This window comes from Sphaerisporangium album (genome assembly GCF_003323745.1).
In the GTDB taxonomy this organism is placed as follows: domain Bacteria; phylum Actinomycetota; class Actinomycetes; order Streptosporangiales; family Streptosporangiaceae; genus Sphaerisporangium; species Sphaerisporangium album.
On record NZ_QOIL01000021.1, the window covers coordinates 60,054 to 73,115 of the forward strand.

Annotated in this window: 13 protein-coding genes; 10 read left to right on the forward strand and 3 right to left on the reverse strand. The window is 70.1% G+C overall.

The features are described from left to right. Positions 1-18: 18 nt before the first annotated feature. The 4 genes from DQ384_RS30590 (at position 19) to DQ384_RS42415 (ending at position 3,508) form a co-directional block, all read left to right on the forward strand. Positions 19-408, forward strand: a complete 390-nt coding sequence (locus tag DQ384_RS30590) for an ArsR/SmtB family transcription factor (protein WP_114032359.1) — start codon at positions 19-21, stop codon at positions 406-408. 331 nt (positions 409-739) lie between these two features. Further along, positions 740-1,840, forward strand: coding sequence for a GTP-binding protein (locus tag DQ384_RS30595; RefSeq protein WP_220183230.1), 1,101 nt, complete (start codon positions 740-742; stop codon positions 1,838-1,840). Between the two features lie 125 nt (positions 1,841-1,965). After that, on the forward strand, positions 1,966-2,301 hold the full coding sequence (locus DQ384_RS30600) for an ArsR/SmtB family transcription factor (protein WP_245966899.1): 336 nt from the start codon (positions 1,966-1,968) through the stop codon (positions 2,299-2,301). Further along, positions 2,291-3,508 carry a GNAT family N-acetyltransferase gene (locus tag DQ384_RS42415; protein ID WP_220183231.1) on the forward strand — a complete coding sequence of 406 codons (1,218 nt, stop codon included), beginning with the start codon at positions 2,291-2,293 and terminating at the stop codon, positions 3,506-3,508. Before DQ384_RS30600 ends, DQ384_RS42415 begins: the two co-directional genes overlap by 11 nt. Before the next feature lie 15 nt (positions 3,509-3,523). Here the strand turns inward: DQ384_RS42415 and DQ384_RS30615 are convergent, their stop codons facing one another. The 3 genes from DQ384_RS30615 to DQ384_RS30625 all read right to left on the reverse strand — a co-directional run bounded on the left by DQ384_RS30615 (position 3,524) and on the right by DQ384_RS30625 (position 5,553). Beyond that, positions 3,524-3,889 carry an ArsR/SmtB family transcription factor gene (locus DQ384_RS30615; protein WP_114032361.1) on the reverse strand — a complete coding sequence of 122 codons (366 nt, stop codon included), beginning with the start codon at positions 3,887-3,889 and terminating at the stop codon, positions 3,524-3,526. Positions 3,890-4,177: 288 nt separating this feature from the next. Further along, the gene (locus tag DQ384_RS43260) at positions 4,178-4,843 is read right to left on the reverse strand and encodes an arsenate reductase ArsC (RefSeq protein ID WP_114032362.1); all 666 of its coding nucleotides are present in this window, start codon (positions 4,841-4,843) and stop codon (positions 4,178-4,180) included. Further along, a complete protein-coding gene (locus tag DQ384_RS30625; protein WP_245966900.1) occupies positions 4,840-5,553 on the reverse strand; it encodes an arsenate reductase/protein-tyrosine-phosphatase family protein in 714 nt (237 codons plus the stop codon). Before DQ384_RS30625 ends, DQ384_RS43260 begins: the two co-directional genes overlap by 4 nt. A 455-nt stretch (positions 5,554-6,008) precedes the next feature. Here DQ384_RS30625 and DQ384_RS30630 point away from each other — a divergent pair, with 455 nt between their 5' ends. The 6 genes from DQ384_RS30630 to DQ384_RS30655 all read left to right on the forward strand — a co-directional run bounded on the left by DQ384_RS30630 (position 6,009) and on the right by DQ384_RS30655 (position 12,963). Then, a complete protein-coding gene (locus tag DQ384_RS30630; protein ID WP_114032364.1) occupies positions 6,009-6,497 on the forward strand; it encodes an ArsI/CadI family heavy metal resistance metalloenzyme in 489 nt (162 codons plus the stop codon). Between the two features lie 33 nt (positions 6,498-6,530). Next, complete coding sequence (locus DQ384_RS43790) at positions 6,531-7,202, forward strand: glycoside hydrolase family 38 C-terminal domain-containing protein (protein ID WP_281274133.1); 672 nt, start codon at positions 6,531-6,533, stop codon at positions 7,200-7,202. A gap of 9 nt (positions 7,203-7,211) precedes the next feature. After that, complete coding sequence (locus tag DQ384_RS30640; RefSeq protein WP_114032365.1) at positions 7,212-10,466, forward strand: ATP-binding protein; 3,255 nt, start codon at positions 7,212-7,214, stop codon at positions 10,464-10,466. A 45-nt stretch (positions 10,467-10,511) separates the two neighbouring features. Then, on the forward strand, positions 10,512-11,165 hold the full coding sequence (locus DQ384_RS30645; RefSeq protein WP_114032366.1) for a hemerythrin domain-containing protein: 654 nt from the start codon (positions 10,512-10,514) through the stop codon (positions 11,163-11,165). Next, entirely contained in the window at positions 11,162-12,154 is a 993-nt protein-coding gene (locus DQ384_RS30650; protein ID WP_114032367.1) for a pyridoxamine 5'-phosphate oxidase family protein, read from the forward strand. The genes DQ384_RS30645 and DQ384_RS30650 overlap by 4 nt, the downstream gene beginning before the upstream one ends. 197 nt (positions 12,155-12,351) lie before the next feature. Further along, a complete protein-coding gene (locus DQ384_RS30655) occupies positions 12,352-12,963 on the forward strand; it encodes a hypothetical protein (protein ID WP_114032368.1) in 612 nt (203 codons plus the stop codon). Positions 12,964-13,062: the final 99 nt, after the last annotated feature.

Consider the following 13,062-nt stretch of genomic DNA (forward strand, 5'->3'; position numbering starts at 1 on the left):
GGAAGGGGTCTGATCGTCATGGCCGAGCGCGACGAGCCCGTGCTGCTGCCGGACGAGGAGCTGCCGCCCGTCGCGCCGGGCGTCCCGCGTCCCGCCCGGGTGACGGAGCCGCTGACCCGGGAGCAGAGCATCAAGCTCGCCGCGGGGTTCAAGGCGCTCGCCGATCCGGTTCGGCTGCGCCTGCTTTCGCTCGTCGCCTCTCACCTCGACGGCGAGGCATGCGTGTGCGATCTCGTCGGAGCGTTCGACCTCACGCAGCCGACCATCAGCCATCACCTCAGGGTTCTGCGTGACGCCGGGCTCGTCACATCGACCCGCCGGGGGACCTGGGTCTATTACCGTGTGGTCCCCGAGGCGCTCACCGCGCTGACGGGCATCATCGCCGTGCCCTCCGTCGCCGCCCGGTAAGGAATTCATAAGCGGGTTCTTCCTCGTTCACTGATGCCGGCGGCGCGGAAATGAATGCGCCAATAACGCGCCCGTGGCCATCGTCGGGTGGAGTCTAGCACCTGCATTGATGGCCATCAATGCGCATCTCAAAGGGTGGGCATTGATAGTGAACAATTCTCTCCGTGTGGCAGGCTCTTGACCTCTCTGAATGTGCCTTGTTAGTTTGCATTCGGTAGAAGGTGGCGCCGAGATGGCCACGTGAGAACCATTGCCGCGAAAACACGCTCACGTCGAATCGTGCCGTGATATCCCAACGGACCATCGTTACCAGAAGTGAGGCGAACGTCGGTTGATCACCTTCATGACCTTGAGCGGTTTCCTCGGCGCGGGTAAGACCACCACGTTGGTCGCGGTCGCCAAACATCTCCAGGAGATGGGGCGCAGGGTGGCGGTCATCACCAACGACCAGGGGACCGAGCTCGTGGACACCCAGCTCGCCCGCTCCGCCATCGCCGAGGCCGGCGAGGTGACCGGCGGTTGTTTCTGCTGCCGTTTCGAAGACCTGCTGACCGTGGCGCAGCGCTTGGTCGACGAGCACGGGGTCGACACACTGCTCGCCGAGGCGGTCGGCAGCTGCACCGATCTGCAGGCGACCGTCATCCGTCCGCTGAGCGCTCACTATGGTGAGCGATTCGCTCCCGCGCCTCTCGTCGTGGTCGTGGAACCGGAAAGGCTTCAGGCGCTCCGCACCGCGCTGCCGCTGGACGATACAGATTCGGACATGTCTTATTTGTTCGGCAAGCAGTTACAAGAAGCCGATGTGATCGCCCTTAACAAGATCGACCTTCTCGACGCTGACCGGGTCGCCGCCATCCTGGCGGATTTGAGCGAGCGACACCCGACAGCCACCGTTCTCGGCTACTCGGCCAAATCCGGCGAGGGGATCGATCGGCTCGTTTCCCATTGGCTGGGAGCGGAGCCCGCCGAACGCGGGCTGGAAATCGACTATGACCGCTACGCCAATGCCGAGGCCGCGCTGGCGTGGCTGAACCTCAGCCTGACCGTGACGGCGGTGGACGGTTTCGACCCCGACGCCTGGGCCCGCTCGCTCCTCGACCACCTGTCGGCCACGACCGCGCGTCACGATTGGATGATCGGCCACGTGAAGGTCAGCCTGGAGTCCGCCGGCTTCCTGGCCAAGATGAGCCTCACCGCCACCGGCGCCGGACCGTCCGCGGACGCGGTGGCGGGGACGTCGTTCACTGAGGCGGAGGTTCGGATCAACGCCCGGGTCGCCTGCGAACCGGCCGAACTCGACGCCGCCGTCGCCGAGGCGGTGAAGGAGGTGGCCGTAGCGACCGGGACGTCCGCCGTGCAGAGCGCGGGTGTCCCCTCGTTCAAGCCGGGCTACCCGCGCCCCACCTACCGGATCCCGGTCACCGCGAACTGAGCCCTCTGGGCTCGTCACCGATGCCATGTCGAGGGCCGGAGCGTTCGCGTCCGGCCCTCGACGTATGGACGTCCTCAGCATTCATCGATTATCGTCGATTATCGATGAATGCTGATAATGGGCCATTGGCACGGGACGAGGCCGAGGAGTACGCGAGCTGGTTCAAGGCGCTGGCGGACGCCACGCGCCTTCAACTGGTGTCGCTGCTGGCGCGACGCCGCGTGCCGATGACCGTGGGCGAGATCGTGACGGGGTCCGGGGTGGGTCAGTCGACGGTCTCCCACCATTTGAAGATCCTGGCGGAGGTCGGTTTCGTCCTGGTCGAGCGACGCGGCACCGCGAGGTTCTACCGGATCAACGAGACGTGCGTGCGCTGCTTCCCCACCGCCGCGGACGTCGTGATGGGCAACCCGGCCCCCGCCGCCCCGGCATGCGACCAAGGAGGCCGCCGTGGCCCATGAAGAGATCGTCGACCGCTATTCCAGGCTGGCCAGGACCGCGATGGCCGGCGAAGCCGCCGATCGGGGATGCTTCGGAGCCGCCGTTTACGACGACACCGCGACGCTCCCCGAGGGCGCGGTGCAGGCAAGCCTCGGCTGCGGCAACCCCGTCGCGGTCGCCGACCTGCGCGAGGGGGAGAGCGTGCTCGACCTCGGCTCCGGCGGAGGAATCGACGTGCTCCTGTCGGCGCGCCGCGTCGGACCGTGCGGCCGGGCGTACGGCCTGGACGCCAGCACCGACATGCTGGAACTCGCCCGCCGCAACGCCGAGGAGGCGGGCGTGACCAACGTCGAGTTCCTGCACGGCACCATCGAACACGTGCCGCTGCCCGCGCGCTCGGTGCACGTCGTCATCTCCAACTGCGTCATCAACCTGTCCGATGACAAGGCCGCCACGCTGGCCGAGGCGTTCCGGGTTCTGCGACCAGGCGGCAGGTTCGGCGTCAGCGACATCGTCACCGACGACGGCGACACCGGCACGGCCGAGGAACTGCGACGCCGGGCGGCGACCGAGCGGCGCATCGGCTGCACCGCCGGATCACTGACCATCACTCGGTACCGCGACCTGCTGCTGGAGGCCGGCTTCGTGGGCGTCGGTGTCACCCTGACCACCGACCACGGCGACGGCGTCCACTCGGCCATCGTCAAGGCCCGCAAACCGCCGATCGGCCCCGGCCTGGAGATCCGCCCGATGCGCGACACCGATGCCGAGCAGGTCCTGGAGGTGTACCAGTTGGGGCTGGACACCGGACAGGCGAGTTTCGAGACCACCGCGCCGAGCTGGGAGCGGTTCAGCGCCGGCAAGCTCCACAACCTCCGCTATGTCGTCTCCGACACGGAGACCGGCCAGGTCGTCGCCTGGGTGGCCGCCTCGCGGGTGTCCACCCGCCCCGTCTATGCGGGAGTGATCGAGCACAGCGTCTACGTCCATCCCGGCTACCGCGCCTGCGGCATCGGCCGCGCCCTGCTGACCGCCTTCATCGAAGCGGGCGAGGACTCCGGGATCTGGACCGTCCAGTCGGGGATCTTCCCCGAGAACACCGCCAGCCTGGCCCTGCACGAGGCGGTCGGGTTCCGCGTCCTCGGCACTCGCGAACGCGTCGGGCGGCATCACGGCGTCTGGCGCGACGTCCTCATGATCGAACGACGCAGCACCACCGTCGGGTGACCGTAGGGGGTGTGCTCAGGCGGTGACGGCCTGCGCCTCGGGCGCCGGCTCGCCCAGCGGGCTGAACAGCGCGCCGAGCCGGGCCACCGTCTCCGGGACGATCCAGTAGTAGATCCACGTGCCACGCCGCTCGCCGTTGATGAGCCCGGCCGTGCGCAATACCTTGAGATGGTGAGAGATGGTGGGCCCGGTCAGATCGAAGGCGCCGGTCAGATCGCAGACACACGCCTCTCCACCCGGATGCGCGCCGATCATCGACAGCAGCCGCAACCGCACCGGGTCGGCGACCGCCTTCAGCAAGGTCGCCAGCTCGGCCGCGTCACTCTCGGAGAGGGCCTCGCGCGCGATGGGCACGCAACACGCGGAGCTGGTGACGGCCATCCGGCGACTCCTTACTTAGACCTCGATCTAAATTATAAGTGACGGACGCCGTAGGTCCTGCTGGACGACGCGCGCAGCATCACCAGGCGGCCGCAGTCGGGGTGCTGGGAGTGACCGTCTGGGCTGTGGGGGCGTCGGTGCTGTGGTCGCGGCGGGGGTAGAGCACGGCGATGACCGCCACGGCCGGCGTCGCGCCAGTGAACTGGGCGGCGATGACCGGAGCCGACGGCCGCGACCAGCAGCGCCGCGGTGCCCAGGGACCCGGCGAAGACGCGGCGGCCCAGCCCCTCATCGTTGACCCCGCACCGGTACACCGAGTTGCTCCAACAGGGTTCGGACGCGGCTTTCGATCTCATCCCGGATCTCGCGCACCGCCTCCACGGTCTTGCCCGCGGGGTCGGTCAGTTCCCAGTCCTCATACCGCTTGCCGGGGAAGATGGGGCAGGCGTCCCCGCAGCCCATGGTGATGATGACGTCGGCGGCCTGGGCGATCTCGGTGGTCCAGGGCTTGGGGTATTCGCCGGTGATGTCGATGCCGACCTCGGCCATGGCGGCCACGGCGGCGGGGTTGATGCGCTCGCCCGGCTCAGACCCGCCTGACCAGGCGATCGCGCGATCCTCGGCCAGGTGCTGGAAGTAGCCCAGGGCCATTTGCGAGCGTCCGGCGTTGTGTACGCACAGGAACAGCACCGTCGGGGTGCCGGTGTCGTGTTTGCCCTCGACCCGGGCCAGAGCGCGCAGCCGCTGGCGGGCGAAGCGTTCGGCCAGCAGCGGCAGAAATCCGGAGACCGTGGCGCGGCCGGCGAACTGGTCGTAGCTCGTGCGCAGGAAGCGTTCGATGGTCTCTGGGGAGAAGGTGCCGGAGAACTCGGCGGAGAGATTGGCGGCGGCGGTGTACAGGGCGTGCCGCTGATCGAGGCTCAAGTCGTTATGAGAGGCCAGGGGGTGGGTCATCGCTTTCCTTCCTCGGGTGGCCTCGCGGCCGAGTCGGTGTCATCGGGCGGATCGGCGGGTGTTAGCGCGGTGGTGAGCCGGCCGATCCGGGCGTGCAGGTCGGCGAAGGCCTCTTCGAACGCCTGATCGCTGCCGACGGCGACCGGGTCGGGCACCGACCAGTGCAGGTGCGGGCGATGTTCCAGCTGCTCGTAGGCGTTGTCGCAGACCGCCACGAGGAAGTCGCCGGGTTCGAGTGTTTGGTCCAGGTGTGCGGTGGCGCGCGGGTCCAGGCGCAATCCATGGCGACGGGCGGTGGCCAGAGCTCCGGGGTGTACCCGGGAGGCGGGTGCGGTCCCGGCCGATGCCGCGGGTACCGCGCTGGCCTGCTGCCACAGCGCGGCGGCGAGTTGGGAGCGGGCGGAGTTATGCGTGCAGACGAACAGCACCCGCGGCGCCGCCACGGAGACCGCCGCCGGGCCGAGGCCGGCCAGCGCCTGCGGGCGAAGCCGGACATAGCTGCGGCGTCGGTCGGCCTCAGATCGGGATCGTTCCACTACGCCGGCCTCCTGCAGTACGCGCAGGTGATGGGCCAGCAGGCTGGTGGACAGACCCGTCTGCTCGCCGAGCTCGCCCGGGGATCGATCGCCCAGCAGCAGTGCATCGGTCATGGCCAGCCTGACGGGCTCGGCCAACGCCGCATGCACGGCGGCACGTCTCTCGATGCTCATTAGCTCAATCATAATTACCTTAATCTTTGTTGAGCTAATGGCCGATCGTCAAGCACTGCCCCGTGAGCGCCTTGGTGGGAGAACGGGCGTGCTCGGGTGGTGCGCCAGGCTCTCCTCGTGGCGGGCGGTCTGCGACGGCGGTTCGGTTCTGCCTGGTAGGCGACCATCTTGAACGTCGGTGCAACGATCTCGACGCCGACCGATCATGGTCACCTTCACCGGTCGTGACGGCACGGAGATCTGCAAGGTCCTGCATCGGCGGGCAGCCAAACGGTGCGGCGCTCCCCGTCGCGCACCAGGAAGCCCGGCGATGGCCTGTTTAGATATGAGTCTAATTTGACAGGCACCTAGATAGGGCTCCACACTGATGCCATCACATTGATTAGAACCTCATCTAATCAATGTGAGGTTGAGGCGCTGGCGCCGAGGCCCACATCCGATCAAGGAGGAGCCACATGTCACGTGTACAGCTCGCCCTGCGGGTCTCTGACCTGGAAGGCTCGATCGAGTTCTACTCCAAACTGTTCGGCGCCGAGCCGGTCAAGCGGCGCCCGGGGTACGCCAACTTCGCCATCGCCGAGCCCCCGCTCAAGCTCGTCCTGCTCGAAGGCGAGCCCGGCCAGGAGACCCGCATGGATCACCTCGGCGTCGAGGTCGAGGAAACCGAGCAGGTCACCGCCGCCACCCAGCGCCTGAAGGATGCCGGGCTGGCCACCTTCGAGGAGAACGACACCTCCTGCTGCTACGCCCTGCAGGACAAGGTGTGGGTCACCGGCCCCGGGGCCGAACCGTGGGAGGTGTACGTGGTCAAGGGCGACGCCGACGTCCTCGACAAGAACGACGCCTCCACCGACGCCCCGTGCGTCTGTGGCCCTGACACCGTCACAACCACCACCCAGGGCCGGCCGTCCACCGCCGGCACGGCGAGCACCTGCTGCAGCTGAGCCATGCTCGGTGCGGGGCGCCGGGCCAACCCCATGCCCCACACATCCATTGGGAACGTGGTGATCAGCCCGCCCTACTTCGGATTGCGCGACTACAGGTCGTCGGTCAGCAAGGCAGGAGCCAATGGCGCGCCGTGTGATGCCTTGCGGAGAACATCCCGCGTCCGGGGGGAGCACACGAGGGTGAACCGCGCGGTGTCGCTCAGATTGTCCGTCGGCACCCCCCGCCCGCCGGAGCCCAGGCGCTGGCCAGCGGGTGGCACGCGGTCACGGCAGCCGCCCCCCTCGCGCTCGGCGGCGGCGCGCTCGCGCACGAGGCACCCGCACCATGACGACCCAACCTGTGGAGCGCGTGTGGGACCTCGACCATCACCACCGCAACACCATGCGCGACCTGACCGGCGCCGTCTCGGTGACCGCCACGGAGCGGGGCCGCTGCTGTGCTCGGTGCGCATCGTACGGACCATCAACGACTCGCGGATCGCGCAGGACCTCGAATTGCCGGTGGGAAGCCGCCGGCTGGCGGTGCGCAGCGACATCGACCGGCAGGAACGCGACGCGATGCTCAAGGCGGCCTGGCCGCAGGACGTACACGCCGAGCACGAGGGCGCGGAGATCCAGTTCGGGCACGTACGCCGGCCCACGCATGCGGACGACCTCGCGTCGAATCGGGGCAGCTTGGACAGTCTTCCGGCGTCTCCGTAGGATGCCCCCGTGCGGTTGAACGTCCTCGGGCCTTTGGAACTCATTGCGGACGGGCAGCCGGTACCGATCGGCCCTCCCAAGCAGCGGGCGTTGCTGGCGATGCTGGCGATGCACGCCGGCCGGGTGCTCCCCGCCGACGTCCTGGCCGACCGGCTGTGGGGCGGCAACCCGCCCGTCAGCGCGCAGGGCAGCCTGCAGGTCTACATCTCCAACCTCCGCAGGCTGCTGGAGCGCGATCGGCACCGGCGCGCGGCGGCGACGGTCATCGTCACCGTGGGCGACGGGTACGGGCTGATGACGGAGCGGCTCGACCTCGACACGAGGGAGTTCGCGGCGCTCGTCTCCACCGGGACCAGCAGGCTCGACCAGGGCCGCCATGACGAGGCGGCGGCGGCCTTCGTATCGGCACTCGACCTGTGGAGGGGCGAGCCGTACATCGACGTGCGGTCCGAGAGCTGGGCGAAGCCGGAGACGGCGCGGCTGGAGCAGGTGCGGCTGGACGCCGTGGAGGCGCTGGCCAGGGCGCTGCTCGAACTGGGCCGCCACACGGATGTCGTCGCGCGGCTGGAGCCGTTCGTGCACGAACACCCGCTGCGCGAGCGGGCGTGGGAGCTGCTGGTGCTGGCCCACTACCGGGCGGGGAGGCAGGCCGCCGCGCTGGGGTGCCTGCGCACGGTGCGCGAGGTGCTCGCCGACGAGCTCGGCATCGACCCGGGGCCGCGGCTGCGCGAGCTGGAGACCGCCGTGCTCCGCCAGGACGCCACACTGATCCCGCCGGCGCGGGCCGCCGCCGCCCGTCCGGGGCCCGGCGAACCGCCGGACGACACGCCTTTCGTCGGTCGCGCGGACGCCCTCGAGTTCCTGTCCGAGGCCGTGAGAGCGGCGTCGGCCGCCGGGCAGGTGGTCCTGGTGGACGGCGAGCCGGGCGTCGGGAAGACGAGCCTGCTCAGGAGGTTCCGCTCGGCGGCCGGGGTGCCGGTGGCCTGGGGGGCGAGTCCCGACCACGAGACCGCGCCGGCGCTGTGGCCGTGGGAGCAGGTGCTGCGGGAGCTGGCCGCCGCCTCGTCGGTGACCGCGCTGCCCGAGGGGATCCGTGACTTCCTCGCGGGCGGGCTGGAGGCGATCCCGGCCCACGACGCGCAGGGAGCCAGGCTTCGTTTCTTCGAGGCGGTCGTGACGTTCCTGGCGGTCGTTCGCCCCGTGGTGGTCGTCCTGGAGGACATCCACGCGGCCGACGACGCGACGTTGCGGCTGCTCGTTCATGTGGCGTCGGCCGCGCCCCCGGGGCTGCTGCTCGTGGCCAGCTTCAGACGGCACGAGGTATCCGGGCTCAGCGCCACCCTGTCGGCGCTGTCCCGGTTCGGCGCTCGGCGGCTGGGGCTGGAGGGGCTCGCGACGGAGGAGGTCCGCACGCTCGTGCGGACCGTGTCCGGCCACGACCCTGGTAGTGAGAGGGCCGAACGGCTCCGCGGCCGCACCGAGGGCAACCCGTTCTTCCTGACGGAGCTCGCCCGTGCGGGTGAGGAGCTGCCGCAGGGCGTGCTGCACGTCGTGCTGCACCGGGTGGAGAGGCTCGGCGAGGAGACCGCCGGGGTGCTGGAGCTGGCCGCCGTCGCCGGGAGCGAGTTCGAGGCCCGCGTTCTGGCGGAGGTGGCCCACCGCGAGGTCGGGGACCTGCTGCCGTCGCTGGAGGTGGCGCTGGAAGCGGGCCTGATCCGGGAGTCGGCGGACATACTCGGCGGGTACGGGTTCGCGCACGCGCTGGTGATCGACGCCTTGCTGTCCCGTCGCTCCCGCCTGTGGCGGGCCAGGGTGCACGAGCAGATCGCGGGCGTGCTCACCCGCATCCACGGACGGCAGGAGAGCCGGCTCGGCGACATCGGGAGGCATTGGCTGGCGGCGGCGGATCTGGGCCCGGAACCGGCCCGGATGGCGATGGACTACGCCGCGCGGGCCGCGCGGGCGGCGCTGCGCCGCCATTCCCCTGACGACGCCATCCTGTCCTGGCAGGAGGCCCTGGCCGTGTCCGATGTGGCCCGAGCCGAGGCCGCCGAGCGGTTCGAGCTGGCGGTCGGTCTGGCGGAAAGCTGCTACGCGGCCGGGCGGTTCGACGAGGGCTACGACGCGGTCGAGCAGGCACTGACGCTGGCGGGCGCCGACCTGCAGAAGGCGGTCATGGCCGCGGACATCGCGATGGCGCACGGCATCTGGGTCCCGTTCCGCTACGGCCTCGACCCGGTCGCCCTGCGGGAGTCGATGGACCGTGCCGTCCGCGAGCTGCCCCCGGCCGCTCCCGCCTGGGCGACGGCGCAGGCCGTACGGGCCGTCGTGCTCGCCCAGAACGGACGCGAGGACGTCGACGGGGTGTCGGCGCAGGCCGTGGCGGCGGCCGAGCGCCTGGACGACCCTGACCTGCTGCGGCGCGTGCTCCACCTGCGGCTGATCGCCCTGCGCGGGCAGGACTTCATGGAGCAGCGGACCGGGACCGTGAGGCGCCTGCTGGCGGAGCCCGGGCTGTCGTCCCAGCTCCGGGTGATCGCTCAGCTCCACGCCGCCGCCGATCTGACCGATCGCGGGGAGGTGGCGGACGCTCGTGCGCTGCTGGCGGAGACGGACGCGCTGCTCGGCAGGCTGCACAACCCCACGCTGGCGCTGCAGGCGGCGGTCACGCACGTGGGGCTCGACCTTTTCCAGAACGTGCCCGACGCGTTCCGCCACTACGAGCCCGTCAAGGCGCTGCTGTCCTTCGGCGACCGCGGCTATTTCGAGGCGGCCATGCTCGCCCAGCGGTTCGAGGTGCTCTTCGAAGAGGACGGGCTCGCCGGGGAGACCGAGCGGCTGGAGGAGCTCTGGCACCGCACCGGGATGGCCGGGCTCCGCTACATCCTGGCGTACGCGCTGGCCGGCCTGGGTGAGCGCGACCGCGCCCGGAGGATCCTGCGCGAGACCCCCCTGCCGCCGCGCGACTACACCTGGGTGATCGCCGCGATGTGCCGGCTGCACGCCGGGATCCGCCTCGGCGACCCGGATGTCGTCCGGGAGATGTACGACCTGTTCCGGCCCTTCGCCGGCCGGCTCCTCGTGAACGGCTGTTGTACCACGGTCGCCGGAGCGTACGACGGTCACCTGGGGGAGGCGCTTCTAGCCCTCGGGGACCGCGCGGCCGCGCGGGCCCACCTGGTGGACGCGGTGCGGATCCTGGAGACCGCGGGTACCGAGTACTGGCTCTCCAGGGCACGCCAAGAACTCGCCAAGTGCATGTGAGGGCCGGTGCCGCACGCTGCTCCCGACACGTGAGGGAGCAGACACATGATCACACGACAACACCTGACCGGATTCCTGATGATGCACGCCGGTTTCCGCGCCGAGTTCGGCCGCCTGGCCGAGGCGTGCCGCAGTCCCCGTGACGCCGAGCACGGGGAACTCCTTGAGGAGCAACTCGCGCTCGTGCTGGAGATGCTCCACGCCCACCACGCGCACGAGGACGCCGATCTGTGGCCGCGGCTCGCCGGCCGCGCGCCCGAGGCGGCGGCCGTGCTCGCGGAGCTGGAGTCCGAGCACGCCGTGCTCGATCCGCTCGTGCGAGCCGCCGGCGACCGTTCGGTCCCCCTGCCGGACCGGGCGCCCACGCTGCTGCGCCTGCACGAGTTCGTCAACGAGCACCTCGACCACGAGGAGCGGGACGCCGTCCCGCTGATGCTCCGGCACCTCACCCTCGAGGACATCGAGTCCGACAAGCGCCAGGCGATGGGTGACTTCGGCCGCCGCCGAGTCCCGACGATCTTCGGCTGGCTCGCCTCCAGCGCGGAGGGCGAGCTGCTCGTCGCCTCGCACGCGGAGCTGCCCGTCGTGGCCCGGTTCATGTTCCGGCGATTCTGGTGGCCGGCCTACCGGCGGCGCTTCGCCCGGTTGTACGGCGCCGACGCCCCCATTGCCGCCGACGTCTTCCTGGAGTCGTCATGACCGGACCTGTACCGGCCACCTGGCCGTCCGAGACGGCCAGGCTGTTCGAGCGGTCGCTCGTGTGCGAGTACGCCTCGCTCACCCGTGACGGGCGGCCCGTCACATGGCCCTTGACCCCCTACGTCGGCGCGAACGGCACGCTCGACGTGTCCACCGGTCTCACCTATCCGGACAAGGCCGAGCGCGCGCGCCGGGACCCGCGGGTCGCCCTGCTCTACTCGGACCCGACGGGAAGCGGGCTGGACCGGCCACCCGTCGTCCTCGTACAGGGCCGTGCGGCCGTGCGGGACGCGGACCTGCAAGCCAACACCGACCGGTACGTCCGGGAATCGCTGGCGAAGACCCCGGCCGGTTTCTCGGGGACTCCGTGGTTCCTGATGAAGCGCCTCGGATGGTACTTCGCCCGCATCTGGGTGGAGGTCACCCCGGAGAGGATCCTCTGGTGGCCGGAGGGTGATCTATCCAGGACGCCCGAAGCCTGGACCTGCGCCGACGACCTCGTCGCACCACCGTCCGACCCGGCGCCGGCGGGGCCGCGCCTCCCGAGCCGGTCGGTACCGCCGGCCGACTGGCAGCCCTTCGCCGATCGAGCGGCCGGGCTCGGCGAGCCCGTCCTGACCATGGTGTCGGACGGCCGCCCCCTGGCTGTGCGGACCCGCTCGTGCACGCGGACCGCCGGGGGGTTCGATCTGCGCCTGCCCGCCGGAGTCGAAGCGGGCGAGGGACCCGTCTGCCTGACCTTCCACCGGCACGGCCCAGTCATGGAGTGGCAGGAGAACGTGGTGCTGATGGGGACGGCCGTGGGGGAGGGCGACCGGTCGCGCGTCGAGGTCGACCGGGCTTTGAACGACTGGAGCCTGGCCGGCCGCCGTCGTGAGCGGAGGCGGTCGTTCCTGCGGCAGGGGCGCGAGCTGGGGAAGCGGCTGCGGGCCGAGGCCGGGCGCCGTGGCCAGCCGGTGCCCGTGGTCAGGCGCCCGGGCCGGTCGTGATCGGGGGCGTGGAACGCCCACTCACGGGGTCACGCCAACTGGACCTTCAGTCCCCGCGAAGTCGACCCAAGAGTTCGCCAAGGCGGTTCTCCTACCGTCGCAGACGCACGGGCAAACGGCGCTCGCGCCGGAAATCCGACGGTGCGGCCGTCACCTGCCTGTTCCTTGCCGAAACAAGCTCCAACGAGGGGAAACACATGCGCATCTTCACAATGTCACTCATCGGCGCGGCGGCGATCGCGACGGCCGCGGGGGTGATCGGCCTCGGCGGCCCGGCCTACGCCGAGACCATCGTCAAGGTGACGAACTCCAGCTCCGTGGGTGCCCAGGGCTCCCACTACACGACCGTCAAGTGCCCTTCCACCTCGCCGTACGTCGTGTCCGCGTCGGCTTCATCCAAGTTCGCCGATGCCGCGGACTCCAAATCCCTCAGGTACAACAGCATCGACACGCTGCCGGACGGTCAGACGGTGAAGGTCGATTACCAGAACCTTCGCACCTACCAGGAGGACGCGAAGAAGCGGGTCGTCGTGACGGTCGATGTGACGGTGACCTGCTCGAACGTGGATCACGGGCGCCCGGCCACCTACGACTTCGCGATGAAGAGCTTCGTGCCGCTCGGGGGGGACATCTGGGTGACCAGCCCCTGCCCGGCCAACAAGTGGGCGCAAAATTACCGGGAGACGCACTCGGACTGGGTCACGGTCACCGACGAGTTCCGCGGTTTGACCAGTGCCTCGGTTCGCTACCACAACCCGGACTACCAGGTCCCGGGGGTCGGAGAGGTGACGGTCGTCTGTGGCGGATGACCGGTTCGACATCGCGTGAGCACGATGCTTCGCGTCTTGCAGACGCGAAGCGCAGGAGGTGCCGCGAGCGCGACGCTCGCGGCACCTCGGCGTTTTCGG